Raw genomic sequence first — 22,273 nt, forward strand, 5'->3', positions numbered from 1 at the left:
CGGCCGTGGTGAGATGGGTCCCGTGAGCATCCCCGTGACCGAACAGGTGAATCCCGACACCGCCGACATCGACCTGCTGTCCACCCCCGACCAGGTCCGGCTGATGAACGCCCAGGACGCCCTGGTCGCGCCGGCCGTGGCGACCCGGGCCGACGCGATCGCCCGCGTCGTCGACGAGGTCTCCGCCCGGATGCGCGCGGGTGGCCGACTCGTCTACATCGGCGCCGGGACCGCCGGCCGTCTGGGGGTGCTCGACGCCAGCGAGATCCCGCCCACCTTCGGCGAAAGCCCGGACCGGGTGGTCGGCCTGATCGCCGGCGGCCGCCGCGCCCTCACCGACGCGGTCGAGAACGCCGAGGACGACCCCGACGCCGGGGCCGCCGACCTGGCCGGGATCGGGCTGACCGCCGCCGACTCCGTGGTCGGGATCGCCGCCTCGGGGCGGACCCCGTACGTGATCGGAGCCCTCGAGCACGCCCGCGAGCTCGGCGCCTTCACCGCCGCGGTGAGCTGCAACCCCGACTCCGCGATCGGTCGGGCCGCCGACGTGGCGATCGAGCTGGTCGTCGGCCCGGAGGTGCTGACCGGCTCCACCCGGCTGAAGTCGGGTACGGCACAGAAGCTGGTGCTCAACACCATCACCACGCTGACCATGATCAAGTTGGGCAAGACGTACGGCAACCTGATGGTCGACCTGCAGGCGACCAACGAGAAGCTGCACCGCCGCTCCGAGCGGCTGGTCACGATCGCGACCGGCTACGACACCACCACCGCCCGTACCGCACTGGACGCCTGCGGTGGATCGGTGAAGACGGCGATCGCGATGATCCTGCTCGACGCGGGTGCCGATGAGGCGGCCGAGCGGCTCGCCCGGCACGACGGGATGTTGCGGGCGGCGCTGGCCGAGGGGTGACCTCGACAGGCTCGGGGAGCGTGGGCGAGCCGGAAAGCGCATAGTCTTGGACGCGTGTCACGACTGAAACTCGCCGCCGCGGTGCCGGTGGGCGGAGCGATCGGCGTCGCCGGCCTGGCGGGTCTGACGCACCTGTTCGCCGCGCCGCGCACCTACGGGGTCGACGACGTCCCGACGACCGAGGTCGGGATCGTGCTCGGCGCCCAGGTCCACCCCGACGGCCGCCCCTCGGGATTCCTGCTGGGCCGACTGGAGGTCGCGGCCGAGCTGTGGCGACGCGGCCGGATCAGCACCATCCTCGTCTCCGGTGACAACGATCCCGAGCACAACGCCGAACCCGACGCGATGAAGCGGTGGCTGGTGGCCCAGGGCATCCCGGAGACCGTCATCGCCTGCGATCCGGCCGGGCACGACACCTTCGCCACGATGGCCCGCGCGGTCGGGGTGTACGGGCTGTCGGAGGTCACCGTGATCTCGCAGACGTACCACCTGCCTCGGGCGCTGACGACCGCGCGCCTGCTCGGCCTCACCCCGTACGGCGTCGGCGACACCTCCGCGCGGCAGTGGCTGCCGCGGTGGCGTCGCGGCGAGGCACGGGAGGTGTTCGCCAACCTCAAGATGGTCGGCGAGCTGCTCACCCGCGACCGGCCCACCACCGCCGACAACACCGTGTTGTCGATGATCCTGGGCCGTTGGAGCTGACCGACCGTGGCTCCCGCCGACCGGCAAGGCCGGTCACCTCGACGTGGTCGCCTGCGCCGGCGACTGGCCGGCCTGCTGGTCGTCCTGGCCCTGGTGCTGCTGCCCACCCTCGGCCCGACGGCGTACGTCCAGGCCCGCGCCCTCGGCCACACCTACGACGCAACGTCGGTGCCGCCGGCCGGCGTGGCGCTGGTGCTCGGGGCCAGCGTCGAACCGAGCGGTGAACCGTCGGCCTTCCTCGCCGCCCGACTCGACATCGCCGTACAGCTGTACGAGGCCGGCACCGTGCAGCGGGTGCTGGTCTCCGGCGACGGCCGGACGAGCGACTACGACGAACCGGCGGCCATGCGCAGCTACCTGATGGAGCGTGGGGTGGCCGAGGCCGACATCACGACCGACCCGGCCGGGCTGGACACCTTCGACTCGTGCGTCCGGGCCCAGCAGGAGTACGGCGTCACCTCGCTGATCGTGGTGACCCAGTCGTATCACCTGCCCCGCGCGGTCGCCGCCTGCCGCAGCATCGGGTTGGCCGCGGACGGGGTCGGCGACGACAGTGTCCGCCGGTTCTCCGAGGTCTGGGACAACGGTGTGCTGCGGGAGTACCCGGCCAACATCAAGCTGGCGATCGACCTGATCCGTCGCGCCGCGAACGGTAGTAACTGATCAAGGACACCGTGGAGGAGTCCTGGGCGGCGAGTGCGACCTCGTCGCCGGCGACCGCCGGGGTCAACTCCTTGGCCAACTGCTTGCCGAGTTCGACCCCCCACTGGTCGAACGAGTCGATGCCCCACACCGCCCCCTGGACGAAGGTGATGTGCTCGTACAACGCGATCAGCTGACCGAGCACCGACGGGGTCAGCTCGGGCGCCATGATCGACGTGCTCGGCCGGTTGCCGCTGAACTCGCGGGCGGTGACGACCGACTCGTCGGTCCCCTCGGCCCGCACCTCCGCCTCGGTCTTGCCGAACGCCAACGCCCTGGTCTGGGCGAAGAAGTTGGCCAGGAACAGTTCATGCACGTCGGCATCCCCGTCCTGCAAGGGATGTGCCGGGTTGGCGACGGCGATGAAGTCGGCCGGGATCAAGCGGGTGCCCTGATGGATCAGCTGGTAGAAGGCGTGCTGCCCGTTGGTGCCGGGCTCACCCCAGAACACCTCACCGGTGTCGCTGGTCACCTCCGACCCGTCCCACCGCACACTCTTGCCGTTGGACTCCATGGTCAACTGCTGCAGGTAGGCGGGGAACCGGTGCAGGTACTGCGCGTACGGCAGCACCGCGTGCGTCTCGGCGCCGAAGAAGTTGACGTACCAGACGTTCAACAACCCCATCAGCAGCGGTACGTTCTCCGCCGGTGCGGCCTTGGCGAAGTGCTCGTCGACGGCGTGGAATCCGGCCAGGAAGTCGGCGAAGTTCTCCGGCCCGATCGCCAGGACGAGCGAGGTGCCGATGGCCGAGTCGACCGAGTACCGGCCCCCCACCCAGTCCCAGAAACCGAAGGCGTTGGCCGGGTCGATGCCGAAGTCGGCGACCTTGTCCAAGGCGGTGGAGACCGCGACGAAGTGCTTGGCGACCGCTGCCCTGTCCGCGGTGTCGTCGGGTGCGAGCGCATCGACCTGCCGCAGCCCGTCGAGCAGCCAGGACCGGCACAACCGTGCGTTGGTGAGCGTTTCGAGGGTGGTGAAGGTCTTGGACGCGACGATGAACAGCGTCGTCTCGGGGTCCAGCCCGGTCAGCGTCGTCGCGGCGTCGGTCGGGTCGATGTTGGAGATGAACCGGCACTCGGGGCCGGCGTCGCCGTACGGCCGCAACGCCTCGTACGCCATCACCGGACCAAGATCACTTCCGCCGATGCCGATGTTGACCACCGTCGTGATCGCCTTGCCGGTCACCCCGACCCAGTCGCCGGAGCGGACCCGATCGGCGAAGGCGTACACCTTGGTCAACTCGGCGTGCACGTCGGCCACGACGTCCTGCCCGTCGACCACGAGTTGATCACTGACCGGGCGGCGCAGCGCGGTGTGCAGTACGGCCCGGTCCTCGGTGACGTTGATGTGTTCGCCGGCCAGCATCGCGTCCCGGCGGGCGAGCACCCCGGTCTGTTCGGCCAGCTCGAGCAGCGCGTCACGGACCTCGGCGGTGACCAGGTTCTTGCTGAGGTCGACGTGCAGGTCGCCGGCGGTCAGCGTGAACGTCGCCGCCCGCTCCGGGTCGTCGGCGAACCAGGCCCGCAGGTCGGGATCGAAGTTCTCGAACAGGTCGGCCAGCCTTGGCCAGGCCTGGGTCTTGGTGGGATCGACCGGACTCGACATCGGACACACCTCTCTGCGCAGTTGTGCCTCACCCTAGTCTGGCCGCGTGCTGACCGAACTGCTGGCTGAGGTGTGGCGGCGCGCCACCACACCGCAGCCCGCCCCCGAGCCGTACGTCATCGCCGGCATTGCGGTGGTGGCGTTGGTGATCGTGGCCTCGCCGGCGTGGCCGGCGGTCCGGATGCTGGCCACCATCACCCACGAGGGCGGACACGCGCTGGTGGGTCTGCTGACCGGCCGCCGGCTCACCGGCATCAAGCTCAACCGCGACACCTCCGGGGTGACGATCTCCAAGGGCGCACCGTCGGGCCCCGGCATGGTCGCCACCCTGCTCGCGGGCTACCCGGCACCGGCGATCACCGGCCTCGGCGCCGCGCTGCTGCTGAACGCCGGCTACGCGGTCGGCATGTTGTGGCTGGCCGTCGGGCTGCTCGGCCTGATGTTGCTGATGATGCGCAACTTCTACGGCATCCTGGTGATCCTGGTCGTCGGTACCGCGGTGGTGCTGGTCAGTTGGTTCCTCAGCCCGACCTGGCAGTCATGGATCGCGTACGGGGTGTGCTGGCTGCTGCTGTGGTCGGCGCCCCGACCCGTCGTCGAGGTGGCCCGTCACCCCGAACGCGGCTCCGACGTGGCCCAGCTGCGACGCCTCACCCGGATCCCGACAGGGGTGTGGCTGTTCGGCTTCGTCACGTTCACCGTCGTCGCGGTCGGGGTCGGGGCCTTCCTGCTGCTGCCGGTGACCGAGGCCCTGACCGCCCTCGGACTGCGCTGACGGGCGCGGCTGCCCCGTACCGCGCGCGGCGGTGGTTCCGCACGGCTGGGTAGGCTCTGACCATGAGGAGGTCGTTGACCACGACGGTCGTCGAGTTCGCCGCGGCATCGCTGCCATGGGCGGTGCGGGACCGCCATCGAACCGAGTGGTTGTACGCCCTCGACCACGGTCCGGCCGACGGCACCTCCCGGGCCACCGTCACCGGCCGCGCCCTCCGTACGGCGTTGCTGGCCGACCGGATGTCGGTCCCCAGCCCCGCCCACGGCACCGTGCAGGCCACCCGGCGGCTGCGGGTCGGGGCCGTCAACATCGTGCTGGCGGCGGTGTGGCTGGTCGTCCTGTTCGGCTTCTCGGCGAGCTGGCCGCTGGCGTCGGGGGCCGGGCTGGTGATGCTCGGTCACGCTGCCATCGGCACCCTGCAGCTCCAGCTGGCCGCGCGCTGGCTCGGTGGCGCCTCCCGGACCGCGGTGGGCCTGGTCGTCGTCGCACTCCTGCTCGGGGCCACCGGAGTCGTGCTCGTCGCCACGCTCCGGCCGGGTGGCGCGTGGCTCGCCCTGGCCGCCGTCGGCTGCGGCACGGTCGGGCTCGGGCTCGCCGAGGCCGCGGGCACGGTGCTGCCGCGGGTGGTCCACCCGCCCGACCCGCCGGGCCGACGCCGGGCCATCATGATCGGCACCGCGCTCGGGTCCGGCGTCCTCGGCTTCGGCGTGCTGGGCAGCACGGTGCTCGGCCCGCGGCTCATGGTGCCGGGAGTCCCGTTGGCCGAGCTGTGGCGGCAGATGCAGGCCGTCGGTGAGGCGTACACCACCCACGCCGGCGCGGTCGGAATCGGGGCGTGCCTGGCCGGTGCGCCACTGCTGGTCGCGCTCGTGGCGACCCGCTGGTTCTCGCCCACCACCCGCGACGCAATCCGGCTGCTGGCGCTCGGGGTGCTGGCCGGGCTCACGTTGACCGGGATGCACGCCTTCGGCATCGGGATGTCGCTCGGCGACACGTTCCCCACCACCGCCGGCGGCGCGAACGTAATCACGGTCGCGTGTGTCCTGTTGTGGTTGGTCGCACTCGAGGTGATCGCCTGGTCACGACCCGCTGCCGCACCGTTGCCGCCCGCCTCCGTACCGTTGCCCGACGGCCCATGGCACGACCCGGCAGCGCGCCGGCAGGGCCCGACGTGGTCCGCATCCGTCAGCTGATCAGGCCGATCCGGCGCTTCAGCGCCAACACCCGGTCGGCCGCCTCGCGGAGCCGGGTCGGGCTGATCCGGCCGTCCTCGACGGCCCGCACCAGGGCTGCGTGGGCCGCCGACAGTGAGGGCGGCAGCAGCAGCAGGTCGACCCCGGCGTTGAACGCGTCCACCACCAGCTCGTCGTCGGTCCGACCCTGCCTCGCTCCGGTCATCAGCAGGGAGTCCGAGACCACGACGCCGCGGTAGCCCCACCGGTCACGCAACAGGTCGGTCAACAAGGCCCTCGAGAACGTGGCCGGCTCCACGGCCAGGGCCGGCACCCGCAGGTGCCCGGTCATGATCATCGGGACGTCGGCGGCAACCGCGGCCCGGAACGGGACGGCCTCGACCTCCGCCCAGCGCTGTGGGGTCACGTCGATGACCGGCAACGCCAGGTGGGAGTCGACCGTGGTGTCGCCGTGGCCCGGGAAGTGCTTGACACAGCAGGCGATCCCGGCCGCCTCGAACCCCTCGATCGCGGCGACGACACAGCCGGCGACCTGATCCGGGTCCGAGCCGTACGAGCGGGCACCGATCACCGGGTTCTGCGGGTTGGAGTCGACGTCGGCGATGGGCGCGAAGACGGTGTTGACCCCGACCTCGGCCAGCTCGGTCCCGGTCCGCGTGGCGTCGGCCCGGATCCGGCCGCGGTCGGCGGCGTACTCGCGCGCGGCCGGGGCGACGAAGAAGCCGTCGCGCATCCGCGCGACCCGACCACCCTCCTGATCGGTACCGACGAGCAGCGGGACCGCCGCAACGGCCTGCAGCCGTTGCACCAGCTCGGTCACCCGACGGGGCCCGTCACCGGCGGGTCGGCTCGGGAACCAGCACACCGCGCCGACCCCGAACTCGGCCACCTGGTCGGAGAGTTCGTCGACGTGGGCGGTGAAGTCGTCGGTCGCGATCGTCGCACCCGGATCGACGCCGAACGCACTCGGATGGCCGACCGCCGGGCACAACACCTGCCCGACCAGGGCATGGGTGTCGAGGTCGTCGGAGCCCGGGGCCTGCAGGTCGAGTGCGGTGTCGAGCAAGACTCAGCCGTAGACGGTCACGTGGACGTGATCGCGGTGGTTGGCCGTGGCGCCGCCCCGGTCCTCCATCATCCGCCAACCCTCGCCCGACCGCTGCACGGTCCAGATCTGCTGGTCGAAGATCACCTGCGAGATGCCGAGCCGTCCCGCGTTGGCACGCAGGTAACGGGCGACCTCCCAGCCGGTGGCGTTGTTGCTGATCATGATGTCCAGCGCACGACCACTCGGGTGCTCGGGCATGGAGTCGGCCCGCACCCCGCCGTACGAGGTCAGCTGCGGCCAGCGGTGACACACGTCACGGTGCACCTTGATCGCGTTCGCGACCAGGCCCTGCTCCACCGACGACCCGCTCGGACAGGGGGCCGTGCTGCCCGACGACCCGGAGCCCTCGGACCCACTGCTCGACTCGCCGGACGAGGAGGAGCCGCCCGACGAGCTGCCACCCGATGAGCTGCCACCCGACGAGGACGAGCTCGAACTGGGCGTCCGGGTCGCCGGGTTGGACTCCGACAGGTACGAGGCGGTCACCCAACGCGCCACACCTTCGTGGATGACCTCGGCGAACCCGTTGTCGGTGATCCCGGTGACGTCGATCCGGGTCCCCGTCGCCAGCAGGCCCTTCGAGGCCGCGCCCTCCCGGGGCGCCACCCGGAGCTTGAGGTCGGCGGTCGCCCACCGCTTGCCCTTGCTGACGAGCTGCCGCTCGAGGCTGCCGCCGGCCGAGATCGATCCGTGCTGCTGCGCCTGACGTTCCAGGAGGGCCTGCTGGTCCTCCGGCGTCGGGGTCGGGGTCGGCGGTGTGGTGCGCTCGGCACTCCGGTTGGCGCGCTCCTCACGGTGCTGGTTGGCACCGGGCTGGCTGGCGCTCGCAGCGGGTACGGCCTGTGTCGCGGCCGGTCCGGTGGCCGAGCCGTCGTGCGGCATCGTGGCCACGGCGGCACCGGTCACCAGTGCCATCGCGACGAGCCCGGGTGCCAGCTTCCGGCCGTACGGCGACAGTCGCTCGGTCAGTGTCGTGCGACGTGCACGCCGCGCCTTGTACCCCACTCAAACCCCTCCCCAGAGGCGGCCCCTCCCGAGACCTATTCGTTATAAACCCGTCGACACTCTAGGTGGCGAACCGCCGGTTGGCCAGTCCTCGGCTCAGGGAAGGCCAGTTCCCGGCTCAGGGAAGGGGTCGTCGGGCCCTGGTCAGGGCCGGTGGCCGAGGACCCGATCAAGGTGGTCGTTGGTGAACAACCGATCCGGGTCGTGGCGGTCCCGGAGGGCGAGGAAGTCGGCCATCCGCGGGTACTTCGGGGCCAGCTCGTCGGCCGTCAGGGCGTGGTGCTTGCCCCAGTGCGGCCGCCCGTCGTGGGCGTCGAACACCTCGGCGCAACCGGTGAAGTAGTCCTCGGCGTCCTGTCGGGCGTACTGGTGCACCGCGACGTACCCGGTCGGCCGGCCGTGGGCCGTGGAGAGCCAGGCGTCGTCGGCGGCCGCGGCCCGCACCTCGATCGGGAAGGTGACCTTCACCCCGTCACGGGCGAGCCTGACCCGCAGGTCGGTCAGCACCTGCGGCACGTCGGCCACGGCGAAGGCGTACTCCATCTCCTGGAACTTGACCCGGCGGGTGCTGGTCAACACCAGGTCGGACCGGTCGGTCCGGTCACGCAGCGTCCACGCCGCGGTGGCGATCCGGTTGAGCACGGGTACGGCATCGGGCGCGAACCGGCCGACCTCACACATCACTGCCAGCGCAGCGTTGTCGAGCACCTCGGCGCGCAGCAGGTCGCCGATCCGGCTGGTCCGCGGCGACCGGACCTCGACGTCCCGGTCGACCCGGTCCCGGCTGCTGGTGATCACCTCGTCGGTGGCGGGGAACCAGAAGAATTCGAAGTGGTCGGCACCGGCGAGCCGGGCCTCCCAGTCGCCGAGCACGTCGTCGAGTGCCTCACGACGCTCCACCACGTGCAGGTCGAACGCGGGAACGCACTGCAGGGTCACCTCGGTCACCACGCCCAGTGCGCCGAGGCCGATCCGACAGGCGTTGAGCAGGTCGGGGTCGTCCTCGGTGATGGTGAGTTCCTCGCCGCGCCCGTCGATCATGGTCAACCCGACGACCTGGGAGGCCAGCCCGGCGAGCTGCAGCCCGGTACCGTGGGTGCCGGTCGCGATGGCGCCGGCGATCGACTGCCGGTCGATGTCACCGAGGTTCGGCATCGCCAGGCCGAGCGGTTCGAGGATCGGCGGCAGCTGCCACAACCGGGTGCCCGACCGTACGGTGACCTGTCGCCGCCCGGCGTCGTGGGCGACCATGCCGGTCCAGCCGCGCAGCTGCAGCAGGATGTCGTCGGCGGCGGCGATGTCGTTGAGGCTGTGCCGTTCACCGACCGGCTTGATCCGGCGCCCGGTCCGTACGGCGTCGCCGACCGCATGGCGCAACGCGACCCCGGTGGCCGGCTCCAACACCGTCCGTGGGCGCCAGCTGTGGTTCCCGGGCCAGTTGTGCCAGAGCCGCCCCTGTCCGGCCGGTTCGGCGGACCTGCCGAGACTGGAGTCGCCGACCCTTCGCTCGGGCGTGGAGCGATCGCTCACCAGAATGCCTTTCCTTCGCCACGGTAGGTGGGCACCTGGGCCACCAACTCCTCGCCCCGGACCACCGCCAACTGGGTGACCCGGTCGGACAGCTCGCCGGACTTGGCGTGCCGGAACCACACCCGGTCCCCCACGCCGACCATCGTGTCGGCTGCGGACCGCAGACGCAACGGGGTCTGGGTCTCGCCGGGCCCCTCGCCCGGCACGAACCGGAGGCCGGTGGGATGGACCGGCTGCGGCGCCCGGTCGGACCGGGGCGGCCCGGAGGCGACCCAGCCGCCACCGTGGCAGACGATGACGTCGGCCGCGTGCTGCCGGGTGACGTCGAGCGCGAACCCGACCGCCGGTGCCGGGGTGATGTCGTCGTAGCGGTCGAACAGGTGGGGACCGAAGAGCCCGGAGCCGAGGCCGACCTCGGTGATGCTCGGGTCGCCGACCGTGGTGGTCAGGCTGCCGGTGCCGCCACCGTTGACGAACTCGAGTTCGACCACCCGGCCCACCGCAGCCACCATCTCCGCCCGGCGGGACCGCAGGTCGCGCCGTGAGCGTTGTTTCAGCTGCCGCAGCACCGACTCGACGACGACGTCGCCGAACGTCCCGTTGCCGCGGTCCGGGACGCCGGCGAGTTGGGCCTCGTACGCCAGCACCCCGACGAGCCGGAAGCCGGGCCGCGAGCTGACGGCACGGGCCAGCGACTCGGCGTCGGCGGCGGTCGCCACGGCGGACCGGTGGGCACCGAACCGCCATCGACCGATCGTCAGGCCGACGTCGAGGTCGAGGCAGATCCGTACGTCAGCCCGGCGTCCCGGGGTCGTCACCGCATCGATCAGGTCGAGGTGTTCGGGGCCGTCGACCGAGATCGCGATCCTGCTCGCCAACTCCTCGTCGGCGACGAGTTCGGCGATGGCCCGTCGGTCGACGGTGGGGTAGCCGACCAGGACGTCGGAGCTGGTGCCGGTCCGGACCAGCCAGATCGCCTCGGCCAGGCTGCTGGCCATCACACCGTGCCACCCGTCCAGCCGATCGATCGCCTTGATCAACTCGCGACAGCGCACCGACTTGGTGACCAGTCGCAACCTCGTTCCCGCGGCCAGGGTGGTGAGCAGGCCGGCGTTGTGACCCAGTGCGGCGAGGTCGAGGGCAGCCAGCGGGGCCGGCAGGCCGGCGGTGACCCGACCGAGCCGGGGCCACTGACGCGCCGCCGGCTCGGCGTCGGTGCCGGGCAGCAGGGTGATCATGGGCGACGACCCCGGGTGATCACGGGTTCCTCCGGTTGATCATGACGAGACCGCCGCCTGGCCGCCGATGCCGGCCGAGCTCGTCAGCAGGGCGTCGATCGCGGCCGAGGCGAAGGCGGAGGCGCGCCGCAGCGCGCCCTCGTCACGTTCCCGGACGTAGCCGATGGTCATCCCGTCGGTGATCGTGAGCGCCAGGTTCACCAGTTCGGCCACCAGGGCGTCGTCGTCGATGCCGTACTGCGCCATGCCCCGGATGACGAGCTCGGTGATCAACTCACGGGTGTGGCGTCGATACTCCCCCGGTAGGGACCGGAGTTCGGGGTGGCGCGAGGCGTAGAGCGTGAGCTCGTACAGCGCCAACTGCAGATCGGTGTGCCTCACCAACAGGTCGATGTAGAGGTCGAAGGTCTGGCGCGCATAGTCCCGGAAGTCGTCGGCGGCGATGGTGAACTGCTCGAACGCGTCACGTTCGGATTCGGCCACCGACTCGAAACAGGCCGCGAACAGCGCGTCGCGGGAGGCGAAGGCGTAGTGGAAGCTGCCCAGCGACATCCCCGCCTCGGCGACGATGCCTCGTGTGGTCGCCGCGGCAGTCCCGCGCTCTCCGATGACCGTGATGGCTGCCTCGATGAGCGCAGCGCGACGGTCCTCGACCTTCAACCTGGGCAAGGGAAATCCTCCATCAGCGTGGTGGTCGTCGATTCCGCGTGCCCGACGGTACACGGCTCCGTCCTCCCTCCTCCGCAGGATGGAGCCGTACCCGTCGTGACGCGGAAGTTCCCCCGAACTACGTCCGCCGCACTGTCGAGAAAACTAACTGGGTCAACTGACCAAGTCAAGGGTTCATAACCACTTTGAGATTCAGGACGAGATTCTGCGGCCACCAGCGGGCTGGGCGCGTCGATATGTCGACACCGTGGTGTCGTTGGACCACCAGAAACGCCATGGTCGGTCCGCCGCACGGCTCACCCCGACGCGTGGGCCGGTGGACACCGGCACGTCGACAGCCGGCGCGACCTGAGCTTGTCCATCCGCCCCCTGAGCTTGTCGAAGGGACACGAACCCCATGCCGTCGTGCGCCCGGTCGACACCGAGGGCGCGGGTCAGGCAGCCGGGGCCCCGGGCAAGTCGATCATGGTCGACGCCTGGCCGGCGGTCGCGGGCGACCGGTTCGCCGGCCACCACCCGGCCGGCCCGCAACAGCACCGCCGACGCCGTCCCCTCGGGTCCACAGACGAGGTTCATCGCGTGGTGGATGCCGTGGGAGAGGTAGACGTACAGGTGTTGTGGCGGGCCGAACATGACCTGGGTCCGAGGCGTCGGTCCCCGCCACGCATGGGATGCCGGGTCGTCGACCCCCTCGTACGCCTCGACCTCGGTGAGCATGATCGACACCGGCCCGTGGCTGATCACCGCACCCACGAGTGCGGGAGCAACGTCCAGGGCGCGGGCCCACCAGTCGGGCGTGCTCGCGGTCACCAGGCTGACAGGAAGGACCATGATCACCGCGGGTCCATCATGATCAGGAGTCCGCCACGTCGACCCAGCCGGCCTGCTCGGTGGCAGCCAGGAACGCGTCGGTCAGGCGGGCGGCCCGGACCCCGTCGGCGAAGGTCGGCAACCCGTCCGGGGTCTCACCGGCCACCGCCGCGTAGGTGTCGGCGATGAACGCGTTGAAGGCGTCCTGGTAGCCCTGGGGGTGCCCCGCCGGGATGATCGACAGCCTGCTGGCGTCCGGGCCGAGCTGGTCCGGGTCTCGGGGCAGCAGCACCGAGCCGGCCGCGCGGCCCAGCCAGATGGTCTCGGGCTGCTCCTGGTCGAACCGGATCGACTCCACCGAGCCGGCGATCTCGATGACCAGGCCGTTCTTGCGACCGGGTGCGACCTGCGACACCAGCAGGGTGCCGATGGCACCGCCGGTGGTGGTGACCAGGAGCGCCCCGGCGTCCTCGTTGTCGACGGTGTGGCCGCCGCGCTGGGCGTACACGGTGGACTTCGCGGCACAGACCCGGGCGATCCGATCGCCGGTGACGAACTCGACCAGGTCGCACAGGTGGGAGCCGATGTCGGCGAAGGCGCGCGACGGACCGCCGGCGTCTCCGCTGGTGCGCCAGTTGTGGTTGGCGGAGTCGAGCATCCAGTCCTGCAGGTACACCGCATTGAGGTGCAGCAGCGAGCCGATCTCGCCGGCACTGACCCGAGCCCGGGCCTCCCGCACCAGCGGATGGAACCGGTAGACGAAGGGGACGCCGGTCACCTTGTCGCCGGCCGCGGCCAACAGGCCGGCCGCCTCGTCGCCGGTGAGGCCGAGTGGCTTCTCACAGATGACGTGCTTCCCGGCGGCCAGCACGGCCCGGGCCTGTTCGGCGTGCAGCGCATTGGGCGTGCACACGTGCACCAGGTCAAGCTCGGGATCAGCGACCAACTCGTCCACCGAGTCGTACCCGCGACCGAGCCGCAGCTCGCGGGCTGCGGCCGCACCCTTCTCCGGGGACGAACCCACCACCCCGGCGATCCGGGCGCCGGCGAGCCGGGCGCCACGACTGTGCACCTGGGTCATGAATCCGGTACCGAGGAATCCGACGGTCAGCGGAGCAGCATCCATGTTCGCATTCTGCCGCTCGCCACCTGCCGACCGGGACCGGCCTCGCCCAGGACGCCCGCGCATTCCACCGTGCAGCCGCTTCGTATTCGATCCGGCCGGGTCGCTGACAGTGCGCCGAGCCGGGTGCCTCGTCCTGTCAGGGGAGAGATTTCTGACCTTCGACAAGTCAACTCGGGGCCGATGGTATACGATCCTGCCTCATGCGGACTGAACAGTATGACGTGGTGGTGGTGGGTGCCGGCGCCTCGGGCACGGTGGCGGCCCTGACGGCGGCGAAGTCGGGGGCACGGGTGGCGTTGGTGGACGCCGCACCCTTCCCGGGTGGCGAACTGGTGTGCGGGTTGCCCCTCGACAGTGTGGTCAACCCGCGCGGCGAGTGGATCCAGGGTGGTGTCCTGCGCGAGCTGTTCGACCGGCTCGACGCGGTGGGTGGCCTGATCGGCCCGGTGTTCGACTGGCGCACCATGTACGCAGTCTGCGTCGATCCCGAGCTGTTCAAGTTGATCATCATCGACGCGCTGGGTGAGCACGGTGTGACGCTGCGGCTGCAGCACATCGTGGAGACCGTCGACACCGATGGCGCCGGCCGGGTGACCGGCCTGGAGACGGTGTCGCGCAGTGGCCGGACCCAGCTGACCGCCCCGGTCGTGATCGATGCCTCCGGTGACGCCGACGTGGTCGCCAAGGCGGGCGGGCCGACCGAGAAGAGCGACGCCTCCGGCCTGTTGCAGCCGATCAGCCTCGTCTACCGGCTCAGCGGTGTCGACTTCGGCGCCTACATGAGCTTCGTGCGCGACCACCCCGAGGAGTTCCTGCTGGCGGAGAACCCGATCATCGGGCTCACCCCCGCCGAAGCAGCCAAGCGGTCGTACGAGATCGGGTTGCCGCACGTGGCGCTCAGCTGTGACGGGCCTCTGCTCAAGTCGGCCATCGACAGCGGCGAGATGTACCCGTGCACGTTCGTGTTCACCTGGCCCACCAGCGTTTCGCGTGGTGAGGTCGGACTGAACACGACGCGGATCGCCGGCGTCGACGCCACCGACACCGCGCAGGTCAACGCCGCGTGGCCGGAGCTCATGGGCCAGGTCCGGACCGGGCTGAACTTCTGTCGCTCCCACCTCCCCGGGTACGGCCAGGCCGAGATCTCAGCGATCGCACCCCGGCCAGGCATCCGCGAGACCCGGCGGATCATCGGCGAGGCCCGGCTGGCCGACGCCGACGTGATCGAGGGCCGCAAGCTCGACGACGGGGTCGCAAAGGGCTCCCACCACGTCGACATCCATGGGGCCGGAACCGACCAGCTCCGGATCCCGGTGGCCGACGGCGGTTCGTACGACATCGGCTGGGGCACCTTGCTGCCGAAGCAACTGTCGAACGTCCTGGTCGCCGGTCGTTGCCTGTCGAGCGAGCGTGGCGCGAACGGTTCGGCCCGGGTGATGGGGTCGTGCGTCGGCATGGGCCAAGCCGTCGGCCTGGCCGGTGCGCTGATCGCCGAACGCGGCCTCGGCGATGTCCGTGACCTGCCGGTCACCGAGCTCCGCGCCGGGCTCACCGAACTCGGCGCCGTCCTCAACGGCACCCACTGACGCCCGACCGTGGAGTCCAAGGCCGATGTGGCGTACGCGTGGCTGCGGGAGCAGATCCTGGCCGGGGAGTTCCTGCCCCGGACCCCGATCAATGCCGACGCCATCGCCCGACGGCTGGGCATCAGCAAGATCCCGGTCCGGGAGGCACTGCGTCGACTGACCTCCGAAGGCCTGGTCGACTATCGGCACCACGCCGGGGCGGTGGTGGCGCCGTTGTCCTGGCGTGAACTCGCCGGGATCCGTGCCGCCCGCGGCAGCCTGGAGCCCACTGCGGCACGACTCGCCGCCACCGCACGGACCGATGATCAACTTCGGGGACTGACCGCCCAGCTGGCCGAACTGGCAGACCGATTGGCGCTGGGCCAGCTCAACGACGTGTTGGAGCTCAACCGGCGCTTCCACCTGTCGGTGGCGCAGTGTTCACAGCTGCCCGTGCTGGCGGAGTTGATCGATCGGACCGTCGGCAAGGTGAACCGCTATCGGGCCGTGTTGCCCATCTCCCACGAGCTCGCCACCTCAAACCTGGCCGAGCATCGGGCGATCGTGGCGGCGATCGAGGCACGAGACCCCGATCGGGCCGAGGCTGCCGCCCGGACCCACGTCACCGGGGAACACACGATCGCCGGTGAGGCCCACCGGATCCGGGGGCAGCTCTTCGCTGACGAGCCGTTTCCGCTCGACGCCGAACCCGGTCAGATACCGACGACTCAGGAACCGCCGCCGCCGGCCTTGCGCCGGTAGTTCTGCGTGTCGACGTGGCCGGTCAGGCCGTGCATCTTCTCGCTGCCGTCCTGCTGGGCGCCTTCGGCGTGGGCGTGCGACTGCTGGTTCTTGCGCTCGAGCGCTTCCCTCATCCGCCGCTTGATCTCGTCGGCCGGATCCTCCGGGGCGCCGCTGGCGGACTGGGGACCCTTCGCGTGCTGAGCCATGCTGGCTCACCTCCTCGTGGTGGTGAGGGCCCATTGTGCCAGCCCGTCACCGGGCCGCGACAGCCAATTGCTGGCGGAGCGTGTCACCAGGCCGCCGGCGCATAGTCCTTCAGGAAGACGCCGTAGAGGTCCTCGCCGGCCTCGCCGCGCACGATCGGGTCGTACACCCGAGCGGCGCCGTCGACAAGATCAAGTGGGGCGTGGAAGCCCTCTTCGGCCATCCGCACCTTCAACGGGTGCGGGCGTTCATCGGTGATCCAGCCGGTGTCGACGCTGGTCGTCAGGATGCGATCCGACTCGAACATCTCCCGGGCGCTGGTCCTGGTCAACATGTTCACCGCGGCCTTCGCCATGTTGGTGTGCGGGTGCCCGGGGCCCTTGTAGCCACGGGCGAAGACGCCCTCCATGGCACTGACGTTGACGACGTAGGTCCGCCGGGCCGCACTGGCCGCGAGTGAGGCGCGCAGCTTGGAGATCAGCAGGAACGGTGCGGTCGTGTTGGCGAGTTGCACCTCGAGCATCTCGAGCGGGTCGACCTGATCAACGCGCTGGGTCCAGGAGTTGATCTCGTCGAGGTCGGGCAGCAGTCCACCCGCGTCGATGGCCGTACCGGCTGCCAATCGGTCCAGGGAGCTGGAGCCCGCCGCCATCGCCTGCTCGGTCAGTTCCTCCGCCCTCACCGCGGCTGCGGCCAGCACCGGGTGAGCGGCAACCGACCGCTCCAGCGCCTGTGGGTGCGGGTCGTTCGTGTGGCCGAAGGTGACCAGCTCCGGCAGCGGTCCGTCGGGCAGCGGAGCCAGTTCGGCGTCGACGAGCGGCTGGTACGCCCCGGGTGATCGTCGTACGGTCTGGGTCGCGTTGTTGATCACGATGTCGAGTGGGCCGGCGGCGGCGACGTCCTCGGCGAGCCCGATGACCTGGGCGGGATCGCGCAGGTCGATGCCGACCACCTTGAGCCGGCCGATCCAGTCGCCGGAGTCCGGCAACGACGAGAACCGGCGTACGGCGTCGCGCGGGAACCGGGTGGTGATGGTGGTGTGGGCACCGTCGCGGAGCAGCCGCAGCGCGATGTACATGCCGATCTTGGCCCGCCCGCCGGTGAGCAGGGCCCGCTTGCCGGTGAGGTCGGTCCGCGCCTCCCGCTTGGCGTGGCTCAGCTCCGCACAGCTCGGGCACAGCTGGTGATAGAACGCGTCGACCAACGTGTACGGCTGCTTGCAGATGTAGCAGGGCCGCGCCTTGCGCAGCGTGCCGGCGGTCGGTGCCGTCGTCGTCGGGCTGATCGGGATGCCGCGGGTCTCGTCGTCGATCCGATCGGGCGCCCCGGTCGCCGTCGCGGCGACCACCGCGCGGTCGGCCTCGGCGATGGCCTCGCGGATCTCCTGTCGGCGCGCCTTCTTGGCCGCCTTGAACATGCCGGCCGTCGCCCGTCGTACGGCGATGAAGTCGGGGTGCTTCTGGTCAACGTCGGCGATCTCGCGGAGGACGCGCAGCGTCACCGCCAGGTCGGCCGGGTCGATGGCGTGCTGCGCGGGGTCGGGGGTGTCAGAAGGCACACGGGATTCTAGCCCTGGTAGCGTGGCGGCTCCGCCGACATGTGGCCTCTGGTCCAGGGGCCGTCATCTTCGTGGGCCCGGAATGGCCGGTGGGTGCAGCTTGGCCCTGATGGTGACGACGGCGAGACGAATCGCGGTTACCGGTTGCGGCCCCGAACACGGCATGCCATAGTGCCGAAATCTACCTTTTTCCCCCGGGAGCGTTCGATGACGAATGCAGATCAACGACCCAGCCACGCGACAGTGGCTCGTAGGACCATCCTCGCCGGAGCGGCAGGAACGGCAGCAGCACTGCTCGGCACCCGACCCGCGCAGGCCTCACCCACGTTGACCCTGAGCCGCAACGGAACAACGGAGTACGTGATCAGCGTCGACAGTGCAGCGCCGGCGCCCGTCCAGACTGCGGCTCGAGAGCTGTCGGAATGGCTCGGGCAGGTCACGGGCGCAACCTTTCCCGTGGTCGACGTCTCGTCGGTGACCGAAGCGAACCCAACGATCGCCGTGGGTCAGTCACTGCCGACGCGGCTGTCGCGAAGGGCTCGCGTGGGTCGCAATCCGATCGTGCTCGCCGATGATGGAGTCACCACAACGGATCGGTTCAGCCTGCGATTCACCGGTGCGGACCTGATCATCGCCGGTGCCAACCATGCCGGCACCTTGCACGGCGTGTTCTGGTTCCTGACCAACCTGATCGGCGTCGAGTGGTACAGCCCGGACACGACGTTCGTGCCCAGTCTGCCGACCCTGTCGATCACCGACGCCCGACTCAACTCTGACCAGAGTCCGTGGCTGCTGCACCGGTCCGTACTCTCCAAGGAGGCAAAGAACACCCCGTGGGGGCATCGCAACCTGCTGACCATGCGCCCCGTGCCCGACGGAAATGAGCCGCCACCCGATCCGGCATGGGCGGCCGGGTCGCTGTGGTGGCCAGGCATCCACCCCGGCCAGTTCAAAGAGGTCGTCACTGACCAGACACTGTGGGCAACGACGCAACTGTTGTGCATGGATCCACGCACCACTGCGGCTGCGGTGAGCTCACTGGTCCCCAAGGTGCAGACGCGGATCGCCAACTGGGGCGACGCTTCCCACCCCTTCCACGTCAACGACACCGCGTGGGTGACACCTGACCCGGCCTCCGCCGCCTTCGCCGCCCAGCACGGCGACACACTGGCCGCCCCCGTACTGCACCTGATCAACGAAACCGCTCGTGGTCTCAAGGCACAGGTTCCCACGGCACGCCTTGAGACCCAGGCCTACCTCTTCTCCCAGCGCCCACCGACCGGCATGGCCGTCGAGGACAACGTCGTCATCACCTACGCACCCATCCTCGCCACCATGGCACGCAGCCTGTGGTCGGGCATGAACGCGAACTTTGGTGAAGGAACCCAGCTGGACGGCTGGCGCGAGCTCACCAGCGAGATCTTGATCTGGGACTACGGCTACGCCTTCAACGACATGTTCTTCCTGTGCGCCGACTACTGGTCCCACGCCGAAACACTCCAACGGGCGGCCCAGTCCGACGCGATCAAGGGCTACCAACTTGAGTCGTCCTGGGCGCTCGCCGGCAACGAGAACGCCGCTCTCAAGGGCTGGTTGTTGGGCAAGATCATGTGGGACCCTGCGCAAGACGTCGACGACCTCATTCTTCAACACTGCAAGGGATACTACGGCGCTGGAGCCGGCCCGATCATCCACCAGCTCCTTCGTCGCGTTGCTGACGACGGGGAAGCCTCCAGCTACCGGATGGGCTGCGTCACGTCATCGACACTCATGACGCCCTATCTCGACTGGCGGACGGTCCGGGATGCCCAGGCGCTCCTCGGCGAAGCCGCCGCACTGGCTGCCGGCGACCCGACGCATGCCGCCCACGTGACCGAGCTCCAGATGGCGATTGATCACTGGACCATCATCCACCGGGTCACGTACCAGACCGAGTCCGCCACGGCCGGGGAACCGTGGTCGATCGACCACGGTTCCTTGGTCGATCGCCAGGTGGCCAACTGGAACGCCACCGGTCGGCAGTCGTGGCGATACCGCCATGGCGGCCTCAACACCCTGCAAGCCTTGTACGACCTGCAGGGGCAGCGCGTCGCCCCGGCACTCCCGCCCGAGCTCGCCGATGTCGCCGCCGACGATTATCAGCTGTACGAGGACGGTGTCCTCGCCCAAGGCGAACGGGCGGTCGACGCGCTGGCTTCCGACCACCTCGCCGCGATCATGCCCGGTCAGACGTCGTGGCTGGTACAGCTCAAGCTGTCGAATCTGCCCAGTGAAGGGCGTTGGAAGGTCCAGTTCCGGGTCCGTATGGACCTCGTCGACGGTGCTGATCTCGACCAGTTGCACTTCGAGTTGGGCTGTTATCCAAAGCTTCCCACGGACACCACACCGGGTTTCTCCACCGTCGAGCACTACCCACTGTCGGATTTCGCCTCTGGCGACTACGTCACCGTGACTGCCTTCGGGGACTGGACCTACGAGACCACCGGGAGATACATCTACCTCACGGGTCTGAGTGCCGCCACCATCCGCAGGATCTACGTCGACCTCGCCTGGGCCATCCGCGTGTGATCGGCACCGTGCGCCCGGCCGGCGCGTCACCGGGGGATCACCGGACGCGCCGGCGGGCCCGGGCGGTCTGTCTCGCCACCGGATCCGTACGAGATGTCGTCCGAGCATGCCAGGAAGGTTGGTGACCCGGCGCGGGGCTCGAAGCAGGCGCCGGTCACACGTACTCGATGACCACGAAGCCCTCGGCGCGTGTCGCGAGCGCGGAGCTGACCTTGATCACGCGCTCGGCCTCGGTCCCCACCTCGTACCAGAGGTCAGGCACGTACTTGCGATTGTCGGGTACCGGCCACAGCTGTACGGCGCCGTCGTGCGTGGTCACGGTGATCGCCGCCGTGGACGTGGCGTCGCCGACCACCGTGGCCCGCAGCACGTTCGCGCCGCGGGGCAGCCTCAGCTCACGGCCCCCGTCGGCCTGGGCCGGCAGCCCCTCAGCGTTGCCCGCGAAGGCCCGGAAGACGTACCGCTTCACCGGCAGCGTGTGCCCGTAGAAGCCTTCCCGTGCACCCAAGGCCACGTCGACCGGGTCGTGTGGGCCGGCCCAGTACGCCGTCGGGAAGCCGCCCGTGTACGGCTGGCAACCGTCGGCGATCGCTCGTGGACGCGAACCGACATTGCTGATCTCACCTTCGGCGACGATGTCCACCGAGTCGGCGAACGGGTTGACCAGCCACGCGTCGTTGACCAGCAACTGCGGCCGCTTGGTCGCGTTCTCGACATCGTCGTTGCCGTAGGTGAGCCGGCTGATGTAGGCCCAGGTTCCGCCGTTGATCACCACGGAGCCGGACCGGACGTCGATCTCGTACGTGGGGCGCCACACCTGGTCGGCGTCTCGACCCGTGAGAGGTCGGTTGGCGTCGGCGGCGGTGTGGGCCCTGGTCGCCACGTAGGCACGGCCCATGCTCGGGTGCTCCGCGCCCACGCGCACCATGGCGCCCTCCGCGTACGCGGTCCCTGCCGCCCAGTTCTGCGCGAAGTTGCTGTTGCCGATCACGAGTTGGGAGTCCTCGATCACCACGTGGGCCTCCGGGGCGTTGAGCCTTACCATGGCCGACCGTTGCCGGATCTCTGGCTTGACTCCCACGAACAGGAACTGCCCGTTGCCGACCCCGACACCGGTGGCACCCGGGTCGTCCACGTCCAGGAGGCAGCCGTCGTTGAAGGTCGTGAACGAGCCGCCGAACACGTTCAGGATGCCGCCCTTGGTGAACTTCCACATCGTGCCGTAGGTGTGCATGTCGCAGGCGATGAACTCGTTGATCACGGACTGGGTGTTGTCGGAGCGCCAGAAGATCGAGTCTGCAGCCAGCATCTGGATGCGGCAGAACTCGAACTTCACCAGGTCGGCGTTGGCCCGTCCCGCGACGATGTCGAAGCCGATCCGGAAGTTCTCCCAGGAGCACTTGACGTGGAACGCCTTCCCCGCGGTCCCGGTGGAGTACACGTACATGAACCGTTCGGTGCCGGTCACACCCCAGAACGAGAGCCCTTCCATGTGCCAGGCGAAGAGCCGGTTGTCGTTGTACAGGAAGTAGTTGTCCGTGCCGTTGACGCCCTCCGGGCAGTCGAAGTGGATGTTGGTGGCGTACATCCCCTGCCCGATGAGGTGGAACCCCATCAACGCCGGGTACGCGGTCGGCGTGAACTGCTTGCGGGTGAACAGGTACGCGCCGGTCCCGAACTCGATGGGCGGCAACGCGTTGCGGTGGCCGTAGCGCACCATCCGCTGGTCGTACCTGCTCAGCGCCGCCAGCGCTTGTGCGAAGGCGTCGTCGTTGGCCGTCCCGGTCCTGGCGACCGGATCGTAGTCGGCCCTGGCGCCGAACCAGTCGATGTGGATCGCACCGCTGAACACCCGCTTGAACCGGTGCCCGCCGCGGGACACCAGGACGAGCCCGTTGTCGTCGGCGGTGGTGTGGTCCTCGGCGTCGAGGAAGAACATGCCCTCGCGACCTTCGTCGATCACCCAGTAGCGATGATCGGCCTCAGCGGTGGCGGTCTGACGGAGTTCGGCGATCGTCACGGCGTGGACGTCAGCCTCCGCCAGGGCCGCCGGCAGCGGCTCGCCGTGGGCGGGCCGGGCCGACACCGCTGCGACGGCCGCGCCCAGGCCGGCGACCCCGATGCCGCGGAGCGCCCGCCGCCGGTCGAGTCGGGGTTGGGGTTCAAGCGGGGCTGACGGGACAGCTGGCTGAGTGACGGACATGGCAAGACTCCTCTTCGAGAACTGCAGTATGCAGAAAATATCCTGAACCTTGGC

General features: G+C 69.9%; 19 protein-coding genes. 8 read left to right on the plus strand and 11 right to left on the minus strand.

The genetic code is table 11. The features are described from left to right. The first annotated feature begins 22 nt into the window (after positions 1 to 22). From murQ to ACQBAU_RS17235, 3 genes are read left to right on the plus strand one after another with little or no spacing between them, the layout of a single operon-like run. A complete protein-coding gene (gene murQ / locus ACQBAU_RS17225; protein WP_465255463.1) occupies positions 23 to 913 on the plus strand; it encodes an N-acetylmuramic acid 6-phosphate etherase in 891 nt (296 codons plus the stop codon). 54 nt (positions 914 to 967) lie between these two features. Continuing rightward, a complete protein-coding gene (locus tag ACQBAU_RS17230) occupies positions 968 to 1,615 on the plus strand; it encodes a SanA/YdcF family protein (protein WP_434549609.1) in 648 nt (215 codons plus the stop codon). Positions 1,616 to 1,621: 6 nt separating this feature from the next. Continuing rightward, a complete protein-coding gene (locus ACQBAU_RS17235; RefSeq protein ID WP_434549610.1) occupies positions 1,622 to 2,278 on the plus strand; it encodes a SanA/YdcF family protein in 657 nt (218 codons plus the stop codon). Here the strand turns inward: ACQBAU_RS17235 and pgi are convergent. Further along, a complete protein-coding gene (gene pgi / locus ACQBAU_RS17240; RefSeq protein WP_465255462.1) occupies positions 2,229 to 3,923 on the minus strand; it encodes a glucose-6-phosphate isomerase in 1,695 nt (564 codons plus the stop codon). The genes ACQBAU_RS17235 and pgi overlap by 50 nt on opposite strands. 46 nt (positions 3,924 to 3,969) lie before the next feature. Between pgi and ACQBAU_RS17245 the strand changes: the two genes are divergently transcribed. Both ACQBAU_RS17245 and ACQBAU_RS17250 read left to right on the plus strand, forming a co-directional pair. Further along, positions 3,970 to 4,698, plus strand: coding sequence for a M50 family metallopeptidase (locus tag ACQBAU_RS17245; protein ID WP_434549612.1), 729 nt, complete (start codon positions 3,970 to 3,972; stop codon positions 4,696 to 4,698). A 62-nt stretch (positions 4,699 to 4,760) separates the two neighbouring features. Then, entirely contained in the window at positions 4,761 to 5,891 is a 1,131-nt protein-coding gene (locus tag ACQBAU_RS17250) for a hypothetical protein (RefSeq protein WP_465255461.1), read from the plus strand. On the opposite strand, the gene ACQBAU_RS17255 is transcribed toward ACQBAU_RS17250, so the two are convergent. From ACQBAU_RS17255 to ACQBAU_RS17285, 7 genes are all read right to left on the minus strand, one after another. Continuing rightward, on the minus strand, positions 5,884 to 6,957 hold the full coding sequence (locus tag ACQBAU_RS17255) for a glycoside hydrolase family 3 protein (RefSeq protein WP_465255460.1): 1,074 nt from the start codon (positions 6,955 to 6,957) through the stop codon (positions 5,884 to 5,886). The genes ACQBAU_RS17250 and ACQBAU_RS17255 overlap by 8 nt on opposite strands. A 3-nt stretch (positions 6,958 to 6,960) precedes the next feature. After that, positions 6,961 to 8,004, minus strand: a complete 1,044-nt coding sequence (locus tag ACQBAU_RS17260) for a VldE C-terminal domain-containing protein (protein WP_434549615.1) — start codon at positions 8,002 to 8,004, stop codon at positions 6,961 to 6,963. A gap of 144 nt (positions 8,005 to 8,148) precedes the next feature. Next, complete coding sequence (locus ACQBAU_RS17265; protein WP_465255459.1) at positions 8,149 to 9,534, minus strand: D-arabinono-1,4-lactone oxidase; 1,386 nt, start codon at positions 9,532 to 9,534, stop codon at positions 8,149 to 8,151. Beyond that, positions 9,531 to 10,772, minus strand: coding sequence for an alanine racemase (locus tag ACQBAU_RS17270; RefSeq protein ID WP_465255458.1), 1,242 nt, complete (start codon positions 10,770 to 10,772; stop codon positions 9,531 to 9,533). The genes ACQBAU_RS17265 and ACQBAU_RS17270 overlap by 4 nt, the downstream gene beginning before the upstream one ends. Before the next feature lie 39 nt (positions 10,773 to 10,811). Continuing rightward, entirely contained in the window at positions 10,812 to 11,441 is a 630-nt protein-coding gene (locus ACQBAU_RS17275; protein ID WP_465255457.1) for a TetR/AcrR family transcriptional regulator, read from the minus strand. Positions 11,442 to 11,633: 192 nt separating this feature from the next. Beyond that, complete coding sequence (locus tag ACQBAU_RS17280; protein ID WP_465255456.1) at positions 11,634 to 12,272, minus strand: DNA-3-methyladenine glycosylase; 639 nt, start codon at positions 12,270 to 12,272, stop codon at positions 11,634 to 11,636. Between the two features lie 22 nt (positions 12,273 to 12,294). Next, complete coding sequence (locus ACQBAU_RS17285; protein ID WP_465255455.1) at positions 12,295 to 13,377, minus strand: Gfo/Idh/MocA family protein; 1,083 nt, start codon at positions 13,375 to 13,377, stop codon at positions 12,295 to 12,297. A gap of 200 nt (positions 13,378 to 13,577) precedes the next feature. On the opposite strand from ACQBAU_RS17285, the gene ACQBAU_RS17290 reads away from it, so the two are divergent. Together ACQBAU_RS17290 and ACQBAU_RS17295 are read left to right on the plus strand one after the other, a co-directional pair. Then, on the plus strand, positions 13,578 to 14,963 hold the full coding sequence (locus ACQBAU_RS17290; protein WP_465255454.1) for an FAD-dependent oxidoreductase: 1,386 nt from the start codon (positions 13,578 to 13,580) through the stop codon (positions 14,961 to 14,963). 9 nt (positions 14,964 to 14,972) lie between these two features. Then, entirely contained in the window at positions 14,973 to 15,704 is a 732-nt protein-coding gene (locus ACQBAU_RS17295) for a GntR family transcriptional regulator (protein ID WP_465255453.1), read from the plus strand. Here ACQBAU_RS17295 and ACQBAU_RS17300 read toward each other — a convergent pair. Beyond that, positions 15,671 to 15,892 carry a DUF5302 domain-containing protein gene (locus ACQBAU_RS17300; protein WP_465255452.1) on the minus strand — a complete coding sequence of 74 codons (222 nt, stop codon included), beginning with the start codon at positions 15,890 to 15,892 and terminating at the stop codon, positions 15,671 to 15,673. The genes ACQBAU_RS17295 and ACQBAU_RS17300 overlap by 34 nt on opposite strands. A gap of 83 nt (positions 15,893 to 15,975) precedes the next feature. Then, positions 15,976 to 17,448 (minus strand): SDR family NAD(P)-dependent oxidoreductase, encoded by a 1,473-nt coding sequence (locus ACQBAU_RS17305; RefSeq protein ID WP_465255451.1) that lies wholly within the window; start codon positions 17,446 to 17,448, stop codon positions 15,976 to 15,978. A 93-nt stretch (positions 17,449 to 17,541) separates the two neighbouring features. On the opposite strand from ACQBAU_RS17305, the gene ACQBAU_RS17310 reads away from it, so the two are divergent. Next, positions 17,542 to 20,016: a DUF4838 domain-containing protein gene (locus ACQBAU_RS17310; protein ID WP_465259407.1), complete on the plus strand. Its 2,475-nt coding sequence runs from the start codon at positions 17,542 to 17,544 to the stop codon at positions 20,014 to 20,016. Between the two features lie 154 nt (positions 20,017 to 20,170). Here the strand turns inward: ACQBAU_RS17310 and ACQBAU_RS17315 are convergent, their stop codons facing one another. After that, positions 20,171 to 22,219, minus strand: coding sequence for a hypothetical protein (locus ACQBAU_RS17315; protein WP_434549627.1), 2,049 nt, complete (start codon positions 22,217 to 22,219; stop codon positions 20,171 to 20,173). Positions 22,220 to 22,273 lie beyond the last annotated feature (54 nt).

Origin of the sequence: Carbonicoccus niuqiaonis, from assembly GCF_050157065.1 — a bacterium.
In the GTDB taxonomy this organism is placed as follows: Bacteria; Actinomycetota; Actinomycetes; order Propionibacteriales; family Propionibacteriaceae; genus Avipropionibacterium.

Coding starts and splice junctions, on each gene's coding strand:
- pgi (WP_465255462.1), bottom strand. CDS start 3,923: ATGTCGAGTCCGGTCGATCCCACCAAGACCCAGGCCTGGCCAAGGCTG.
- ACQBAU_RS17270 (WP_465255458.1), bottom strand. CDS start 10,772: ATGATCACCCTGCTGCCCGGCACCGACGCCGAGCCGGCGGCGCGTCAG.
- ACQBAU_RS17290 (WP_465255454.1), top strand. CDS start 13,578: ATGCGGACTGAACAGTATGACGTGGTGGTGGTGGGTGCCGGCGCCTCG.
- ACQBAU_RS17285 (WP_465255455.1), bottom strand. CDS start 13,377: ATGGATGCTGCTCCGCTGACCGTCGGATTCCTCGGTACCGGATTCATG.
- ACQBAU_RS17315 (WP_434549627.1), bottom strand. CDS start 22,219: ATGTCCGTCACTCAGCCAGCTGTCCCGTCAGCCCCGCTTGAACCCCAA.
- ACQBAU_RS17250 (WP_465255461.1), top strand. CDS start 4,761: ATGAGGAGGTCGTTGACCACGACGGTCGTCGAGTTCGCCGCGGCATCG.
- ACQBAU_RS17300 (WP_465255452.1), bottom strand. CDS start 15,892: ATGGCTCAGCACGCGAAGGGTCCCCAGTCCGCCAGCGGCGCCCCGGAG.
- ACQBAU_RS17280 (WP_465255456.1), bottom strand. CDS start 12,272: ATGGTCCTTCCTGTCAGCCTGGTGACCGCGAGCACGCCCGACTGGTGG.